Annotated in this window: 17 protein-coding genes; 8 read left to right on the forward strand and 9 right to left on the reverse strand. The window is 53.6% G+C overall.

Annotation, left to right across the window (positions count from 1 at the left end):
• Positions 1–372: 372 nt before the first annotated feature.
• From FE240_RS08995 to FE240_RS09010, 4 genes are all read left to right on the forward strand, one after another.
• Positions 373–675 (forward strand): hypothetical protein, encoded by a 303-nt coding sequence (locus FE240_RS08995; RefSeq protein WP_193004254.1) that lies wholly within the window; start codon positions 373–375, stop codon positions 673–675.
• Positions 650–973 (forward strand): KleE stable inheritance protein, encoded by a 324-nt coding sequence (kleE, locus tag FE240_RS09000; protein ID WP_193004256.1) that lies wholly within the window; start codon positions 650–652, stop codon positions 971–973. The genes FE240_RS08995 and kleE overlap by 26 nt, the downstream gene beginning before the upstream one ends.
• A gap of 142 nt (positions 974–1,115) precedes the next feature.
• Complete coding sequence (locus tag FE240_RS09005; protein ID WP_193004258.1) at positions 1,116–1,457, forward strand: hypothetical protein; 342 nt, start codon at positions 1,116–1,118, stop codon at positions 1,455–1,457.
• Positions 1,458–1,480: 23 nt separating this feature from the next.
• On the forward strand, positions 1,481–1,702 hold the full coding sequence (locus FE240_RS09010) for an EexN family lipoprotein (RefSeq protein ID WP_226799083.1): 222 nt from the start codon (positions 1,481–1,483) through the stop codon (positions 1,700–1,702).
• Between the two features lie 142 nt (positions 1,703–1,844).
• Here the strand turns inward: FE240_RS09010 and FE240_RS09015 are convergent, their stop codons facing one another.
• The gene (locus FE240_RS09015) at positions 1,845–2,240 is read right to left on the reverse strand and encodes a hypothetical protein (RefSeq protein WP_193004262.1); all 396 of its coding nucleotides are present in this window, start codon (positions 2,238–2,240) and stop codon (positions 1,845–1,847) included.
• Positions 2,241–2,477: 237 nt separating this feature from the next.
• Between FE240_RS09015 and FE240_RS09020 the strand changes: the two genes are divergently transcribed.
• Positions 2,478–3,296 (forward strand): Fic family protein, encoded by an 819-nt coding sequence (locus FE240_RS09020; protein ID WP_193004264.1) that lies wholly within the window; start codon positions 2,478–2,480, stop codon positions 3,294–3,296.
• Here the strand turns inward: FE240_RS09020 and FE240_RS09025 are convergent.
• Together FE240_RS09025 and FE240_RS09030 are read right to left on the reverse strand one after the other, a co-directional pair.
• A complete protein-coding gene (locus tag FE240_RS09025) occupies positions 3,293–6,259 on the reverse strand; it encodes a Tn3-like element TnAs1 family transposase (RefSeq protein ID WP_001138014.1) in 2,967 nt (988 codons plus the stop codon). The genes FE240_RS09020 and FE240_RS09025 overlap by 4 nt on opposite strands.
• A gap of 3 nt (positions 6,260–6,262) precedes the next feature.
• Positions 6,263–6,823, reverse strand: coding sequence for a recombinase family protein (locus tag FE240_RS09030; protein WP_001161490.1), 561 nt, complete (start codon positions 6,821–6,823; stop codon positions 6,263–6,265).
• A gap of 309 nt (positions 6,824–7,132) precedes the next feature.
• Here FE240_RS09030 and FE240_RS09035 point away from each other — a divergent pair, with 309 nt between their 5' ends.
• The 3 genes from FE240_RS09035 (at position 7,133) to FE240_RS09045 (ending at position 9,396) form a co-directional block, all read left to right on the forward strand.
• Positions 7,133–7,774: a PAS domain-containing protein gene (locus FE240_RS09035; RefSeq protein ID WP_226799085.1), complete on the forward strand. Its 642-nt coding sequence runs from the start codon at positions 7,133–7,135 to the stop codon at positions 7,772–7,774.
• Between the two features lie 203 nt (positions 7,775–7,977).
• Complete coding sequence (locus FE240_RS09040) at positions 7,978–8,853, forward strand: methyl-accepting chemotaxis protein (protein ID WP_000983082.1); 876 nt, start codon at positions 7,978–7,980, stop codon at positions 8,851–8,853.
• Positions 8,854–9,072: 219 nt separating this feature from the next.
• The gene (locus tag FE240_RS09045) at positions 9,073–9,396 is read left to right on the forward strand and encodes a Fic family protein (RefSeq protein WP_226799087.1); all 324 of its coding nucleotides are present in this window, start codon (positions 9,073–9,075) and stop codon (positions 9,394–9,396) included.
• 122 nt (positions 9,397–9,518) lie between these two features.
• Here the strand turns inward: FE240_RS09045 and FE240_RS09050 are convergent, their stop codons facing one another.
• The 6 genes from FE240_RS09050 to traJ all read right to left on the reverse strand — a co-directional run bounded on the left by FE240_RS09050 (position 9,519) and on the right by traJ (position 16,547).
• Positions 9,519–10,844, reverse strand: coding sequence for a KAP family P-loop NTPase fold protein (locus FE240_RS09050; protein ID WP_193004266.1), 1,326 nt, complete (start codon positions 10,842–10,844; stop codon positions 9,519–9,521).
• A gap of 367 nt (positions 10,845–11,211) precedes the next feature.
• Complete coding sequence (locus FE240_RS09055) at positions 11,212–11,487, reverse strand: type I toxin-antitoxin system ptaRNA1 family toxin (RefSeq protein ID WP_226799089.1); 276 nt, start codon at positions 11,485–11,487, stop codon at positions 11,212–11,214.
• Between the two features lie 12 nt (positions 11,488–11,499).
• Positions 11,500–13,128 carry a P-type conjugative transfer protein TrbL gene (gene trbL, locus FE240_RS09060; RefSeq protein WP_193004268.1) on the reverse strand — a complete coding sequence of 543 codons (1,629 nt, stop codon included), beginning with the start codon at positions 13,126–13,128 and terminating at the stop codon, positions 11,500–11,502.
• A gap of 205 nt (positions 13,129–13,333) precedes the next feature.
• Positions 13,334–14,107, reverse strand: coding sequence for a P-type conjugative transfer protein TrbJ (gene trbJ, locus FE240_RS09065; RefSeq protein ID WP_193004270.1), 774 nt, complete (start codon positions 14,105–14,107; stop codon positions 13,334–13,336).
• Between the two features lie 296 nt (positions 14,108–14,403).
• Positions 14,404–16,173, reverse strand: a complete 1,770-nt coding sequence (gene traI / locus FE240_RS09070) for a TraI/MobA(P) family conjugative relaxase (protein WP_193004272.1) — start codon at positions 16,171–16,173, stop codon at positions 14,404–14,406.
• Entirely contained in the window at positions 16,170–16,547 is a 378-nt protein-coding gene (gene traJ, locus FE240_RS09075; RefSeq protein ID WP_193004274.1) for a conjugal transfer transcriptional regulator TraJ, read from the reverse strand. The genes traI and traJ overlap by 4 nt, the downstream gene beginning before the upstream one ends.
• Between the last annotated feature and the right edge of the window lie 180 nt (positions 16,548–16,727).

Below are 16,727 nucleotides of genomic sequence, written 5' to 3' on the forward strand. Positions count from 1 at the left end.
TCACGACAAAGGCCTCGAATGAACCACGCCTTTCCGCTGTAAGCAATTTCGCCAATCACTCAACATTCTGCTGGCTTAGCCCCTCATGGCGTTACTTGACCTAGTGTTAGCCATTGATAAATGACTCAAAAGTATCCTATGCGTTGATACATTGACGCAACCAACATATTGAAAAATTGGCATAAACATTAACGACGAACAAAAGTTTTAGCGATCTATCGATGGACGGGCCGTCAAGCGTTCGTAACAGAGCACTGAACGAATAAATACAGAAATATGGTGCCTAGATAGAATGTATGACGGATATAGCTCATTATGAGACTCAATTGGTAGTGACACAATGCTGGCAGCTAACCTCGAAGGAGATGAACGATGACAACATGGACACAAGAGCAATCCATCAACTTTGAATGTGCCAGAGAGGCGATCAATCATGTGATAGCCATCTACTCTGCAGAGGTCTACAACGAGGAGAAGAAAAATTCTCCCGATGAGCAACGGCTGGAAATGATGAATGATCGGTGCTTACAGCTCACCAGGGAGCGCTCCGCCATGCGTGTAAACGATGATGAGATGGTTGCAGAAGTACGAGCAAAATATAGCGCCATCCTCCGCGCCCACGCCAAACACCAAGGAAGCATCACTGACCATGACCAATGTCATCAAGTTTCCTGAGCGGAAGAAGCCAGCACAACAGACACCTGGCCAGCCAATTAAGCCCAAAACCGCCCCGAACCTGCTGCAGAGTCTAAGAAGAAAGACCCTGAAGGCCGTCTGGTACATGACCGTACTATCATGGCCGCTACTTCGATGGGTATTGGCCTTTGATGTCACCATTCAGTTCATCCGGATGCTGATCGACTGGAACCATCCTGATACCTATTCAGGATGGCGATTTCTGCTCCACTTCGCGGTGTTTAGTGCCCTGACCTACTATGTTTCGCTCTATGACCCCGACGGCAAAAATGCGTAACAAGCCAGACATAACCTCCCCCCAAACTGGCAGAATGCGATTTCAATCATGAAAAGGCTCAAAAGAAGCCTTTTTACATCGAAATGCTTACCTCTCTCGCCTAACCTAATCGTTCTCAAATGAATCGAAGGATATGAGCACGATGAAAAAGCTGGTGTTGGGAATTCTCTTGGGTATGGCCACTGTGGGTATGACAGCTTGTTCTTACAAGCAAGGAACTGAAGTCAATCAGGCAACCATCTCCAAGTTTCAAGTGGGTAAGACCACGAAGGATAAGATCATCTCTGCCCTTGGCGTTCCACAAAAAATGACCGCTGACGGCACGGATCAGTGGCTGACATATAGCTACACCGAGATCAATTCTCTCGGCGGGAACAAGGATGAAAGTACAGCCTTTATCGTGAACAAAGATGGGGTGTTGAAAAATATCGTCAAGGGGAAAGGTGACGGCGGCGATAACCCACTGATTAAAGCCGCCATGTAACTGCCTCGGGGATGGAACCAAAGATGAGATACCTAGTCATCGCCTGCACTCTGATGATCTGTGCCTGTGGTCAACCAGAGAGGGTCTATGACCGCGACTACTACAAAGCCCACGCCGACGAAGCCAAAAGTGTACTGGAAAAGTGCGCCAGCGGTGATATGTCTGGCGATAACTGCACCAATGCTCGCTCAGGGTTGAGTAGTGCCAAGGCTCAAGCGGCTTACGACAAATACAAAGACAAGTAAAATTGGCAGCCTCGAAAGAGGCTGTTCTTTCCTCTGCTGGCATAGTCAGTCATTGATACGCTGCAAGGCATATAACAAGGCAACGGCCACCACCTTGATCGGTGATTATACAGATTCGAATCAGCCACTAACGCTGCGGGCGTTATACCAACTTACTCCATTCTTCTCGATGTTCTTCGCGCAAAGAACGCACAATCGGGTTGTACTTTGTTCGAACAGCTGCAACTGCAACGTCATCATCAGCATCCAAAGCTGATCTTTCTTGATGCAAACGGCTCCTTTCCGCCAAGAGACTATTGATTAACTCCGAGTCTGGTATCGCCTTTCCCTTTTCTGCATAAATTTTTGTCGTATAAATGGCCATCAGATCGTTGATTACTTCCCTGGCACATTCAAAGTTGATCGATTGTTCCTGCGTCCAGCCCATGCCTAAAACCTCCAAATTTTTAGCCGCTAAAGTTTTCCTGCTCATTCCAGACCAAACATCAGTGACAGATCTGCCTGGCCCCTTGCTCTGACGACCATAGCCGATACTCAAAGCGATCTCCATTTCCAGAAATCGGTAAAGACTGACACACCAGCGGTCTCTTGTTGCTGGGCCTGCTTGAATGGTCTTGGCCAGTACGACAATAGATCGTCACAGTTATTAATTCCGTTATACCGGTTGTGCCGTGAGCCGAATCACCGCTATTATCGGCTCATTGTGTGAGCCGAATGTGCGTTCGATTCGGCTCGTCTGGCGTGATCTTGTAACCGAAAAGGACTAGGCAAGCAGATGACAGCGAACTGGATCTGGCAACAGCAAGGCTGGCCGCACTTTTGCTGGCAGGATGAACCGCTACAGCCACGGTTGCGGGCAGCGCAACGCAATCTGGGGCTGCTGCTGGGCACTCATTCCGCTCACGGCTCTACGCTGGCACAACAAGACCAGGCGCTCGATACGCTGCTAGCGAATATCCTCGCCTCCTCGGCCATTGAAGATGAACGGCTCAATGCCCAATCGGTACGTTCATCACTGGCCCGCCGGCTTGGCGTATCCGAAGAGCAGCCCTACCCCATCTCGGATCGTTCCGAAGGTCTGGCGGCCATGATGCTCGATGCCATCGACAATCGACATCAGCCGCTGACGCTGGAGCGCCTGCTGCAATGGCATCAGTGGTTGTTTCCCGCCTCTGACTGGACAGTGCAGCGTGTGCGCGTGGGTCAGCTGCGCGGTGAAGAGCCGATGCAAGTGGTATCTGGACGAGTGGATCGCCCGACCGTGCATTTCGAGGCCCCACCACGCCAGGGACTCGAATCGGCACTGGCCAGCTTTATCGACTGGTTCAATACCAGCCTGAACGACCCCAGCCAAGATCCATTGCTGCGCGCTGCCATCAGCCACCTCTGGTTTGTCACCTTACACCCGTTTGATGATGGTAATGGCCGGATCACCCGCGCCCTCACTGATTTAGCACTCTCCCAGGCTGATAGCCAGAGTATCCGCCTGTATGCCATGTCGGTGGCGATCCTGGAACAACGCGCCGATTACTATCGCGTTCTGGAGCAGACCCAAAAGGGGAGCCCGCAGAATTCGGAAAAAATCGTACGCTAAGGTTTTCCGGGCATCCGTAAGGGCCGAAACTTCCCGTCTTCCAGTCTGCGGCTCTGCCGCCAGACGTAATCGCCGGTTAGGTTGATGTGCTCCCAGCCCAGCGGCGACAGGAATTGCAGCAGCTCGCCGTCCACCGGCTTGCCGGCCTCGACCAACCCCTGGGTGGCGCGTTCCAGGTACACCGTGTTCCACAGCACGATAGCCGCCGTCACCAGGTTGAGGCCGCTGGCCCGGTAGCGCTGCTGCTCGAAGCTCCGATCCCTGATTTCCCCAAGGCGGTTGAAGAACACCGCCCTGGCCAGCGAGTTGCGCGCCTCACCTTTGTTCAGGCCGGCATGCACGCGGCGGCGCAGTTCAACACTTTGCAGCCAGTCCAGGATGAACAGCGTGCGCTCGATCCGGCCCAGCTCGCGCAGGGCCACGGCCAGTCCGTTCTGGCGCGGGTAGCTGCCGAGCTTGCGCAGCATCAGCGAGGCGGTGACGGTGCCCTGCTTGATCGAGCTGGCCAGGCGCAGGATGTCGTCCCAGTGGGCACGCACGTGCTTGATGTTCAGGGTGCCGCCGATCAGCGGGCGCAACGTCGGGTAGGCTTGCACGCCCTGCGGCACGTACAGCTTGGTTTCGCCGAGGTCGCGGATGCGCGGCGCGAAGCGGAAGCCTAGCAGGTGCATCAGGGCAAAGACGTGATCGGTGAAGCCGGCCGTGTCGGTGTAGTGCTCCTCGATCCGCAGGTCGGACTCGTGGTACAGCAGGCCGTCGAGCACATAGGTGGAATCGCGGACGCCGACATTCACCACGCGGGTGCTGAACGGCGCGTACTGGTCGGAGATATGGGTATAGAACAGCCGTCCCGGCTCGCTACCGTACTTCGGGTTGACGTGCCCGGTGCTCTCGCCCCGGCCACCCGCGCGGAAGCGCTGGCCATCGGAGGATGAGGTCGTGCCGTCGCCCCAGTGGGCGGCAAAGGCGTGGCGATACTGGTGGTTGACCAGCTCGGCCAAGGCCGCCGAATAGGTTTCGTCGCGGATGTGCCAGGCTTGCAGCCAGGACAGCTTGGCGTAGGTCAGGCCGGGGCTCGACTCGGCCATCTTGGTCAGCCCGAGGTTGATCGCATCACCGAGGATTGCGGACAGCAGCAACGTCCTGTCTTTGGCCTCGGCCCCGTCCTTCAAGTGGGTGAAGTGGCGGCTGAAGCCCGTCCAGTCGTCCACGTCCATCAGCAGTTCGGTGATCTTGATGCGCGGCAGTAACTGGCTGGTTTGGTCGATCAGCGCCTGCGCCCGATCCGGCACCGCCGCATCCAGCGGGGTGATTTTCAGCCCTGACTCGGTGAGGATGGCATCGGGCAGCTCGTTGTCCTTGGCCAGGCGGGTGACGGTGGCCAACTGCTCGTCCAGCAGCTGCAAACGCTCTTCCAGGTACTGGTCGCTGTTCGGGTTGATCGCCAGGGGCAGGGCCTGCTCGCGCTTGAGTGCGGCGAACTTCTCGGCCGGCAGCAGGTAGTCGTCGAAGTCGCGGAACTGCCGCGAGCCCTTGACCCAGATGTCGCCGGAGCGCAGGGCGTTCTTCAGCTCGGACAGGGCGCAGATTTCGTAGAATTTCCGGTCGAGGCCTTCCGGGGTGATCACCAGCGGCTTCCAGCGCGGCTTGATGAAGGCCGTGGGTGCATCGGCCGGCACCTTGCGCAGGTTGTCGGCGTTCATCTCACGCAGGGTCTGCACGGCTGCCAGCACGCCTTGCGCGGCCGGCGCGGCGCGCAGTTCCAGCACCTCCAGCAAGGCCGGCGTGTAACGGCGCAGGGTGGCGAAGTTCTCGCCGACCAGGTGCAGGTGGTCGAAGCCTTCCGGCCGGGCCAGCAGCTCGGCCTCGCTGACGCTCTCGGTGAACTCGTCCCAGGGAATCACCGCCTCGATGGCGGCATAGGGGTCGCTGCCGCTTTCCTTCGCTTCCAGCAGCGCCTGGCCGATCCTGGAGTACAGGCGCACCTTGTCGTTGATCGCCTTGCCCTGCTTCTGGAACTGCTGCTGATGCTTGTGCTTCGCGCCGCTGAACAGCTTGACCAGGATGCGGTCATGCAGATCGACCAGCTCATCGATCACGGTCGCGGTGCTCTCCAGCACCACGGCGGCCAGGGTCGCGTAGCGGCGCTGCGGCTCGAACTTACCGAGGTCTTTGGGCGTCATCTGCCCACCCTCGCGGGCCAGCTTGAGCAGGCGGTTCTGGTGGATGTGCCGGCCCAGGCCTTCGGGCAAGTCCACCAACTGAAATGTCTTCAGCCGCTCGATGTGTTCCAGCATGTGCCGAGAGTTGGGTTTCAGCGGTGCCTGGCGCAGCCAGGTCAACCAGGTGATGCTGCTGCCGGCCTTGAGCTTCAACAGCTCGTCCAGCTTGGCCCGATGCGAGTCCGTGAGTGGTTCGACCAGGGCGCGGTAGACCCGCCGATTGGCTCGCGCAATGGCTTCCGAGCAGGCCCGGTCAATCACGCTCAGCGCCGGCAGGATGCGTCGTTTCTGCCGTAGGCTCTCCAGGGCCTGACCGGCCAGCAGCAAGCCTTTGTCGGTCTGCTGGGCCAGCTCGGTTAGCTCGCGCACCAGGGCGCGGAAGTCGGACAGGCCGAACGGGGCCAGTTGCAGGTAGGTGCGCAGTTCCTGGGCATGCTCGCGACGGGTCACGTCGCGCTCGCCGTACTTTGCCCAGCTCGCCGGCTCGGCCTGGACTTGCTTCGCCACCCACAGGATGACCGGCTCGGGCAGCTCGCTGTCGGTTCCCAGCGCGTAACCGGGGTAGCGCAGCAGGCAGAGCTGCACGGCGAAGCCGAGGCGGTTGGCGTCGCCGCGTCGCTGGCGGATCAGCGACAGGTCGGAGTCGTTGAAGGTGTAGTAGCGGATCAGGTCATCCTGGCTTTCCGGCAGCGCAAGCAGGGTGTCCCGCTCCGTGGCCGAGAGGATCAAGCGACGCGGCATGTGTCAGTCGTCCGTGCGGAGGTACTGGTAGAGGGTTTCCCGGCTGATGTTGAACTCGCGGGCAAGCTGCGCCTTGGGCTCGCCGGCCGTCGCTCGCTGCCGCAGGGTAGCAGCCTGCTCATCGGACAGGGCTTTCTTGCGGCCCCGGTACGCGCCACGCTGCTTGGCCAAGGCGATGCCCTCACGCTGCCGCTCGCGGATCAGGGCGCGCTCGAACTCAGCGAAGGCCCCCATCACCGACAGCATCAGGTTGGCCATCGGCGAGTCCTCGCCAGTGAACACCAGGCCCTCCTTCAGGAACTCGATGCGCACGCCGCGCTGAGTCAGCTTCTGTACCAAGCGACGCAGGTCATCGAGGTTGCGGGCCAGCCGATCCATGCTGTGCACCACCACTGTATCGCCTTCGCGGACGAAGCTCAGCAGCGCTTCGAGCTGGGGGCGCTGGGTGTCCTTGCCCGATGCCTTGTCGGTGAACACCTTGCTCACCTGGGTTTGTTCCAGCTGGCGTTCCGGGTTCTGGTCAAAGCTGCTGACCCGGACGTAGCCGATGCGGTGCCCCTGCACGATGTCTCCTTGGTTGAAGGCGGCTTAAGTGCACTTTCTGTTCCGTTGTGCCTCAAAGCCCATTTCTGTCAGGCTGAAATCTATAACCTTCGCGGGCATGTGTCAAAAAATGGGAAAGCAGACTCTATTCTGACGAAGCGGCGCGGCCCTGCCTGACATCAAGTTAGGGTATAGCCTAGATTGACATGCGCGATGCAACCCTTAACTTGCTTGCACCTATCGTTTCCATGCTAGCTTTATCGTAACGCTCAAGAAATTGGGCTTAATGCCGAAAACAATAAAATAAAACAGCCAACCCTTGAGGTTCTTATGCGCCAGAATTTACCAGTGACGGGTCGAAACTTAGAACTCCCAAAAGATGCCAATATTCTTTCGACTACCTCCCCTCAAAGCCATATCACGTACGTTAATCCTGACTTCATTAAAATCAGTGGTTTCACTGAGGAAGAACTATTAGGCCAGCCTCACAACATCGTAAGACACCCAGATATGCCGCCTGCTGCATTTGAGCATATGTGGAGTACATTAAAATCTGGCCGCTCATGGATGGGGCTAGTAAAAAATCGCTGTAAAAATGGCGACCACTATTGGGTAAGTGCTTATGTAACGCCAATAGCTAAGAATGGTTCGATTGTTGAATACCAGTCTGTAAGGACCAAGCCTGAACCTGAGCAGGTTTTGGCTGCGGAAAAATTATATGCTCAATTGAGAAGCGGGAAGGCCGCGAGGCCGAAATTGGCTGCTAGCTTTTCCGTGAAAATACTCTTGCTCATATGGGGTAGTATTATATCAAGCGCAATGGCTGCCGGCATGCTTACTGATACATCAATAAGCAGCTTATTGTTAGCCACTTTAATGTCAGGAAGCTTAAGCTCTGTTAGTGTTTTGGCTATTCTCTCTCCTCTTGGAAGACTGGTTGAAAGAGCAGGGCAAGATCACGAACGAATGTAGATCACATTTATTAAGATGCCGCGATGCTTAACCGAGCTAAAACACTCATGTTCCGCTGCATAAAGTCTACAAAAGTGTGATCAAGATCTGTTCATGCTCTCGCCCTGGTTGAAAGAGCCAGGAATATTTCCAATAACCCATTAAGTCAATCCCTCTACACTGGGCGCACCGATGAGTTTGGCCAAATAGAGTTTGCTTTACGAATGATGCAAGCTGAAACAGGCGCCATAGTAGGTCGCATAGGTGATGCATCAAATCGGCTTAGCGAACACACCCGAGGCCTACTAAAGGATATTGAGTCAAGCAATGTACTTACAGTTGAGCAGCAGGCAGAGACAGATCAAATAGCAACGGCAGTAAACCAAATGGTGGCAAGCATTCAAGAGGTTGCGAGCAATGCACAGCATGCTGCAGATGCGGCCGGAAGAGCAGACACTGAGACGGCATCTGGCCAGCGTCTGGTAGCCCACACAAGCCAGTCAATCACTGCCCTTGAAGGTGAAATTAGGCAAGCCACTCAGGTTATTCATGAGCTTGAAGGTCAAAGTAACGAGATATCAAAAGTTCTTGACGTTATACGAGGGATCGCCGAGCAAACGAATTTGTTGGCACTCAACGCAGCAATTGAGGCCGCGCGTGCTGGTGAGCAGGGGCGTGGTTTTGCTGTTGTCGCCGATGAGGTTCGCAGTCTTGCTGCTCGCACACAGCAATCGACAACGGATATTCAAAGCATGATCAGCGCTCTACAAGAGCGAGCGCAATCCGCTGTTACAGTCATGGAGCAAAGTAGTCGGCAAGCGCACACGAGTGTAGCTCACGCAGAGGAAGCAGCTACAGCTCTTGATGGAATTGGCCAACGCGTTAACGAAATTACCGACATGAACGCGCAAATAGCGACTGCGGTCGAGCAGCAGGGAGCAGTAAGTGAAGACATAAACCGCAGTATTATCAATATACGCGATGCTGCTGATACCAATGTACAGACCGGGCAGAATAATTTGCAAAGTGCGAAATCTGTCGCTCAGTTAACTAGCGCTCTGAGCGAACTGGCAAAACAGTTTTGGGAAAAACGAGGATAACGCTTTTCAGTATCTCGACAGGGATAACTTACTTTACCATCGGTTATCCCTTTTAGCCGCACAAATTTTAGCCATGGCTTTTCAGGAAGTCAGGGCTATCAGAATGGCCTTAGAAAGCCTAGTCAAAGAGCTGTCACGAGAACACCGTTAGCTTAGCGTACGATTTTTTCCGAATTCTGCGGTTCCCCCCAAAAAGGCAGCCTGGATATCACCGCCTGGTTGGTTTGGTTTCTGGATACGTTGAATGCCACGCTAGAGCAAGCCCAACAGGCGATCACCCGCACCCTGGCCAAGAGCCGGTTCTGGCAACAACACGGCAGCGATCCCCTAAGTGCCGAGCAAATCAAGGTACTGAACCGGCTGTTAGACGGCGGCGAGAACGGCTTTTTGCAGGGCATCAGCGCCAGCCAATATCAGAAAGTAGCCAAGGTCAGTAAGGCCACGGCCACACGCCATCTGGCCGACTTACTTGAGAAAGGCTGTATTGAAAAATTGCCTGGTGGCGGCAGAAATACCCGCTATCAGATCAAGATGATAAGATAGCCAACCAGTATTCAGTCATCGCCGCTTACCGGACGCCACAGACAAAAACACCGATACCATGTTGGCATTTCTAATTGTGGATCATCGATCCATATGTTAGCTGTTACGCATATAAGCCGTGGTTAGTATCGAGTCACACCAGACAAATAACCGAGTACTTTATCAATCACATTTGGCTGGGCTCTGTAAAATATATCATGATTCCCTGGTTCTCCTGAAATTTGTTTTTTACCATTTAAATCACTCAAATCATAATCTATAAATTGCTTTATAATTCTTAAGTATATATCTGTAGAACATATATCTATGCCGATTTCTGGGTTCGGTATTTGATTCAATTTGAGCGCTGTGAAAATTTCACTCTTGTTTTTACTTTTTAATGTGTCGATTAGTTCTGGAGACCTTGTCTTTATGTAACACATCATGACTGTTATCACTGTATATTGATATATACCAAGAATTTCGCTAGACATGTTACAACATGAAAAGAAAGTACCTAAAACACGTTCAATCTCTCTAAACGTCAAATTGTAATATTTCCCAATTGCTTTAAATAAATTACTAACATCTTCAATATTTCTAACGTTTTCATCTCCAATCATTCCGCAAATCGCAAATTCTATAAATCTGCTTGTATGGTCTGAAAATTTACTATCTTCATGTGGAAGAGATAACCAAAGATTTACAAACTTGTGAAGGTAGTTATTGGGATCAACTCGCTCGCCATATCTTAACCTTATGATTTCATTAAGCTGATTCCTATTTGTGACAAGCAAAAACACTATTCCATCAACAGAGAAAAGGTGCTTGACTCGCTCTAGCATTTCAAGAGCAAAATCTGGTCTGCATCGGTCAAGTTCATCGATTATGAATATCAAAGGACGGCCGTTGCCTGTTTTTTCTGCAACTTCTTTTAAATACACCTTGAATTGCTCTACCGCTTCTCTATCTTTATGCGCCCCTTCAATTTTCATGGAAAGGTATTCATCATATTTTGGCTTGGCAGTGGCATCGTTAAATAAAGCATTTATTTCATCTAAGCCTATTGCACCTTGGCTTTTTAGCTTAATGCCAATGTCTAATGCGCTTCTCATCATTGATAAAAATGCGGCTGATAACTTTTCTTTAAACTGTTCTCTATCTGCATCATCTATAACTGCATATATTTCAGATGCTATAGCCATAAACGGATCGGCTTGATAATCATTTTCGAATGCGTCGAAATAGATGTTTTTTACACCTTCTTCTTTAAGATAGTTAAGCCACATTTTAATGAATGTGCTTTTCCCTGTTCCCCATGCAGAATCCAGCGCAACGACCGTACTACCAGACGTATTGACTAACAGATTCGTTAGCTGTTCGCCGAACGGTTTCCGTCCAAAAATATCGTATTGTGAACCGAATCTGAGTTCACTTTTAGGTACTGGGGGAAGGGTGATGCGCATCATTAAGATCCTCGATAGCTAGCTGACTGTCACCAGCATAAAGAGATTTCACAGATACTTAAATGGAACCAGTGCTCAAAAGAGGGAAAAGCGAGCAGCATCGATATCGCGTTCGTCTGTATGGTATCTCACCCCTCTTCGGGGCAGAATTACATAAATCTTCCCTTGAGCCCGTGTTGCATTTGATGGTCTCGGATGGTAATTCGACGCTATTGTTTTGTGGCGGTAGGAATATCCCCACGTTAAAAACCCAAATTCCAGTTAGCTGTGGCGGTAGGAACATCCCCACGTTAAAAACTCAAATTCCTGTATTTTTAGACAAGAAAACCAAAGGCGGCCTTGGCTGCCTTTGGTGTACTGGGTTGCGTGGTTAGGTGGCCACCGCCTGGCGAATCCTCGCTAGCGCATACTGGAACTCATCCTCTGCCACTGCCCCCGTATCCGCCTGGTAGTAGAGCAAGGTACATAGATTGGCGATGGCTTCTGCGACTGGAGCAATTTGTTGCGCCGTCTTCTGATCAATGAACTTCTGCAATGCCAGCGTAGCCGCAGCATGATGTATCGCGTGCTGGACTTGGCGGTTATCGGTAGACGCCATGATGGGTACACGCCCTTTCCGCTCGTTTGTAGAGATTGTCTGTTTCATTGTGGGCTCTCCTTAGGGCTCTTGGCGGTCACGGTTTACAAAACTGGCGATCTCGTCATTGCACTCCTGCTGACGAATTTGAGCATCCGAGACGAAGTCCTCTACGCCAGAAGTGTGCTGTTGGGGATCGAGAGATTGCCACTGCGCATGGGCCTGACGAGCCTTGAGCTGATCTTGACTAGACAAACCACTGAAACCGCCCGATTGACTGGACCAGCCGCCGCTGTTACCACCGCTCAAACTATCGCTAGCAAATGAAGGGGCTGAACCATTAGCATCTGCAGCATCACTCGCTGAATTGTCCCTTACGTCGTCGCTTCCTTGCTGCGCCATACTCTCGCGGATCGATGTAGCCAAACGCCCGCCAGCCGTCTGGCTTACCCTGTCCTGGAATTTTCCTGCCATCTTGGCACCAACGCCTTTTGCTAGTTCGCCAGCCGTTCCGGCAGCCAGAGAGGCAGCACGGCTAACTCGGTCGCCGATACCCGAGCTGGAATCACCAGACGAGCTTGCCCCCACCAAACCTGCGGCTTGTGCAAATTCTGAAGCTCCTGCGCCAGAACTTTCCCCGCCAGTGCGGCCCCCGCCCCCTCCAAAATCTGGTGAGGCTCCTTCAGCCATGGCCCCCTGAGCCTTTTCAACGGCGGCCTGCAGTGCACTCACGCCACCGGCCACATTGGTTGCTCCAGCCATCGCCGCGCCGCCCAAGGCCGCGCCACCTGAAGCCACCGCTGCACCGGCACTTACTGCAGCACCAATCAGTGCGCCGGCACTAAATGAACTGCCGGAGCTCGCTGCCGCCCCACCGCCAGGAACCAGTCCAGCAATCAGGTTGGGAAGGGAGTGCATCAACAACGCCAAGACAAAGGCGACAACGAAAACAACCAGAAGCTCGCGCATTTCCGTCCCCGCCGATAAATCGGCGTAGTAACTATCCATGACGGATACGGCAACGCCATTCAGCAGCGTCATGGTCAGCAGTTTCAGACCAATACCAAGAACACTTCTGAAGTAGCTGATTGCAATGTCCGAAGTCCAACGGGAACCGCCGAACCCCAGCACAAATACACCGGCATAGGCCATGATCCAGGCCGTGACCAGAACCAGGAGCACGTTGGCCGCCACAACCGCCAGACAGGCCAGGATCGCTAGCGAGATAAAGAAGATAGAGAGATTGTCTATGGGGCTGGTGATGCTGTACGACTCACCGGCTTTGACGATGATATCGAAAGCAATGCTGATGGGCTCCGATGGCGTCAGTTCACGAGGCAAACCAGCCGCAGTAGCACCCATGGTTCGCATCGAATCAATGATCGACATGGCAAAAGCAGGACCATTGCTCAGCAACCACCAAAAGAAACCGGTAAAGATAGTGAACTTGATAAACTCCGCAAAAAACTCTCCGATATCGGCGCGGCGCAGAGCCATCTGGCCAAATGTCCATACCATCGAAATCGTCACCAGTGTCCAGAATAGCCAGGACGCATAGTCGGTAATGGTCGCCCCCCATGTGCTGCTGGCAGCCAGAAATCTGGCTGCTACCTCATCCAGAACGCCATCCGGCTGCACTGCCGCAGTCGCCGTCTTGGCTGTCAGCAGAATCACCAGGAATACAGCCAGACGCAGAAGTGTGTTGTTCATGATTAGAACCCCCTGTTCCTGGTGCGATCCGTTGACTTGCCCATATCCCAAAGACAATGGCCTTGTTCTCTCTGCAGACGAGTCAGATTGGGATTGTCGCAGTCGATAACGGCCACTGCCGCTGGTTTACTCTCGCCACAGGCCACAAGAAACACGGCGGTCAATGCACTCACGATGCAAAAAACTCGGGTGAGACTCTTCATGGTTAGAACCCCTTGTTTTTTGAGCGGTCAGTCGGCGAGCCCATATCAAACAACCGCTCACGCGATGCCTGATATTGCGCCTCAAGGTCGGCTTCGGCCTGCATTTGCGATGCAACCGCATTTTGCTGGGTGATCAGCAAACTCCGGATCTGCAGCAGTTGGTTGCTCTGGTTACTGGCAAGCTGATTGGCAAACCCGATAGCCGCCAGCTGCCCGTCAGCACTTTGCGCGGCGGTTTGCAGGCGCACCAGCTGGCGAGCATCCGCTTGCAAGTTCTCTTGCTGCTGGGCCAGGCCTTTAAGCAGCGCATCATTGGCCTTCTTCCGTGCTTCAGATGCCAGACGGCGGTTCTCTTCCATGGCCGCCTGTTCGGCTTCACTGCACCCCTCTTTGGAAAAACAGGGCGATCCTCGGTAGAAAGCCACGTCCTGGTATTTGCCCAGATAAGCTTCGAGACTACCCAGCTGATTCCGATAGTAGGCCAGCGTATTGGTTGCCTGGGTGAGATCATTGATAGTGCCTTGTGCCTGATCCCAGATGTAAGCAGCGGGTGCCATGGTGTTCTGCAACTGGTTTTCATATTGCTGCAACTGCATTTGATACTGCTGGATCTGTTTTGTGGTTTGCGCGACGGCTTCCATCGCAGACATGATGTTCTGCTCCAGGTTGGCACCATCAACAACCGGAATACCGGCATAGGCCGTGCTGGATGTGTTTAACGCCAAGAGGATGGCGAGCGCAGGAATTTTAGCGGCTAAATTTTTGGTCTTTAGCATGATCGGATGCCCTTAGTATGGTTATGACTAAGTTGCATTCACCCAGGCGGAATTAGCCTCCCGGTATGAGCATGACCATACCGGCAGATAAGAAATTCAGCGGTGAATGTGGACCGTCACATAGATAGCTCGTCACTGACTATCTCGGCGTCCGACCTGCGCGATACCGTTGGAGTGCGCGGCCATATTTTGTTGAACATCGGCATCATCGCCCTAGCGATAGTTGCATCGCCTGAGGACGTCTCCCTGTTACAGCCGTTGAGCCAAGTGCTCATGCTTAACCAACAAGCCAAGCGTCACATTGAACGGCCTTTATTCTGCTTATTGGCTTTTTTCGCCTCCATCTCTGCCTGTAATTTCGCCTTGCGACTATCCAGATACCCATTCCCTTGAGGAGCCGGCACTTTATTGCCCAAGCTGAGTGCGGCAAGTTGGGACAAGGAGTGCAGCCGGTTCCGACGCATCGGCGGGGGAGCCTTGCCGATAGGCGGTATGTTCGCTTTGGTTGTCGGTGAGCTGGTCATGCTCTTACGACTCACCAGTTCCTGGCGATAACGCTCCAAGGTGGCATCGGCAAATCGGATAGCTAACTGCCCGTCAACAGCAGCCTTGATCACCTTTGCCTTGAACTCCGGCGAACCATTGACCGTAATACAGTCACCATAACGATCCAGCGCCAATTTCAGGGCTTGTTGCACTCCGGCCTGATCAGACTCCTTGGATATCTGGAGACGGTAGCCATCATCACGCACCGCACAGGAACCTGCTCGGTAAATGATGGTGCCCTTTTTGGTAATGTTGTCGATCTTGGCTGCACGCGCTGGCTGACTGTTACCTTGACCCTGGATGGTATTGCCCTTGAGTCCTTGAGCGACATCCCTGGCTCGAAGCGCATCCAGGGCTTTTTCATTCCCGTTCATCGCTTCGTGTTTCAGCCAGTCGAGCCACTGTCGGCGTTGACCGTGTTGATAGATGGTGTTCCGCTCCAGGATGTAATTCTTGCGAATAACCTCCAGATCAGTACGCAAAGCCGCGCTGACTTGGGAATAGAGCAGTTTCTTTACCAGTCGGCCATGGCCCACTAGCTTGATCGCAGAACGCCTCATCGCCGCCGCCCGTTTGGCATTCTCAATAGCCCGCACCTTGCGTCGCTGAGCTTCGGCCAGCGCCTGATCTCTTATCGAGAGAAGATTTTTTTGATCTTGCTTGTACCTGGCATACAACTCGGTTGAGTCGACTCGCAACCGCGCCGGCTCTTTGCAATAGCTTCGCTGGGCCTGATGTGTCGGGTGCTGTTCGGTAGATGCCCGAAAGCTACCCAGTCGCTTTTCCAACGCAGGTTTGGACAGATCTCGGCTCACCGTACTGGCCTTAACCATGGTTCCATCGCTGGCCTTGATGAGCAAACCATTACCCCGAAGTGCCAGTTCAAGGCCATTATCACGCATCTGTTGATGCAGCTCGGCCCACGATTGTGCCCCTCTTATTGCATCCAGGCACTCGCGCCTAATCCACCCAACCAGGCTATCTATTCCGGCGTGACATTCCATGTCGTTCGCCCTCGAAGCGGCAGCACACTGGCGAGGAATATGGTTATCCCGCTCCAGACCAAACTCCTGCTCCAACGTAGTACAGAGATCCGATAATGTTCGGTGAGAGTAATAGGGCTCATGGATCGTATTCTTGCGCGGGTGAATTTTGTTAATGGCAATGTGCAGATGCAAATTGTCAGTATCGTTATGCACGGCTGTGATGCGCTGATGTTCGCCATAGCCAAGCCCAGCACTAATCCGCTCTTCAACCGCCTTGAGGATTGCATCGCTCGGCTGCTCACCAGCGCGAAAGCTGACAATCAGGTGATACGTTTTGTCCCCTTTGGCTCGGGTATTGATCTGCTGGGTAGCCAGTATTTCAGTGATGGCATCGCGCACCGTCTCTGCATCACAATTGGTGATGTAGACATTGCCAAGCCGGTGCTCTTTGCTCTGTTTGTCGGTGATGTATCTGGCCAATCCGGCGAAGTCAGACTTTCCCGCCGAGCGCATAGGCACATGTTTGGCAATCATTCCTGCCCTCCCCTCGGACGCACGACGCGCTCCATGGTGCTGCTCATTTGCTCCTGGGTCGCCTCGATGCGGGCGAGCAACGCCAGAATAGTGTCGGCACCAAAGCGAGCAGTACGGACATCGTCAGTCAACCATAACTTCAGCAAACCGCCCAATCGACCGAGATCACCATTGATTCGCACCAGCTCGCGCACGCTCTCAAAATCCGTGACGCCATGAACACGATAGCCCTGCCCCACAGCCAGCAAATAGGCAGATGTACTCAAGCCGGCCGCCTTGGCTCCAGCTTCGATGATGGCCCGTTCTTCCGGTAAGCAGTACACCTTGATGGGTGGGCTGTTCTTTCGCGTGATCTTGGTTTTATGAGTCTCCATCCTGGCGTCCTCTTTTTTGCCGGCTCCTGCCGGCTGGCCCCGCAGGGCAGGATGAACGTTGAGCACCGCAGGTGCGAATAAGTACCAGTGAAGAAGCCGACCATGCTTGCATGGTGGGACTACTTCACACATCCTGCCCGTCTTTCAGCCCCGTATTACCCCCGAAACCATCCTCTTATT

It is taken from the genome of Aeromonas simiae (assembly GCF_014892695.1).
GTDB lineage: Bacteria > Pseudomonadota > Gammaproteobacteria > Enterobacterales > Aeromonadaceae > Aeromonas > Aeromonas simiae.

Bases quoted from the DNA above. Each gene is read 5' to 3' on its own strand.
- traI (WP_193004272.1), bottom strand. From the start codon at position 16,173: ATGATTGCCAAACATGTGCCTATGCGCTCGGCGGGAAAGTCTGACTTC.
- FE240_RS09005 (WP_193004258.1), top strand. From the start codon at position 1,116: ATGAAAAAGCTGGTGTTGGGAATTCTCTTGGGTATGGCCACTGTGGGT.
- kleE (WP_193004256.1), top strand. From the start codon at position 650: ATGACCAATGTCATCAAGTTTCCTGAGCGGAAGAAGCCAGCACAACAG.
- FE240_RS09010 (WP_226799083.1), top strand. From the start codon at position 1,481: ATGAGATACCTAGTCATCGCCTGCACTCTGATGATCTGTGCCTGTGGT.
- FE240_RS09040 (WP_000983082.1), top strand. From the start codon at position 7,978: ATGATGCAAGCTGAAACAGGCGCCATAGTAGGTCGCATAGGTGATGCA.
- FE240_RS09020 (WP_193004264.1), top strand. From the start codon at position 2,478: ATGACAGCGAACTGGATCTGGCAACAGCAAGGCTGGCCGCACTTTTGC.
- FE240_RS09035 (WP_226799085.1), top strand. From the start codon at position 7,133: ATGCGCCAGAATTTACCAGTGACGGGTCGAAACTTAGAACTCCCAAAA.
- FE240_RS09025 (WP_001138014.1), bottom strand. From the start codon at position 6,259: ATGCCGCGTCGCTTGATCCTCTCGGCCACGGAGCGGGACACCCTGCTT.
- FE240_RS09050 (WP_193004266.1), bottom strand. From the start codon at position 10,844: ATGATGCGCATCACCCTTCCCCCAGTACCTAAAAGTGAACTCAGATTC.
- FE240_RS09055 (WP_226799089.1), bottom strand. From the start codon at position 11,487: ATGAAACAGACAATCTCTACAAACGAGCGGAAAGGGCGTGTACCCATC.
- trbL (WP_193004268.1), bottom strand. From the start codon at position 13,128: ATGAACAACACACTTCTGCGTCTGGCTGTATTCCTGGTGATTCTGCTG.
- traJ (WP_193004274.1), bottom strand. From the start codon at position 16,547: ATGGAGACTCATAAAACCAAGATCACGCGAAAGAACAGCCCACCCATC.
- trbJ (WP_193004270.1), bottom strand. From the start codon at position 14,107: ATGCTAAAGACCAAAAATTTAGCCGCTAAAATTCCTGCGCTCGCCATC.
- FE240_RS08995 (WP_193004254.1), top strand. From the start codon at position 373: ATGACAACATGGACACAAGAGCAATCCATCAACTTTGAATGTGCCAGA.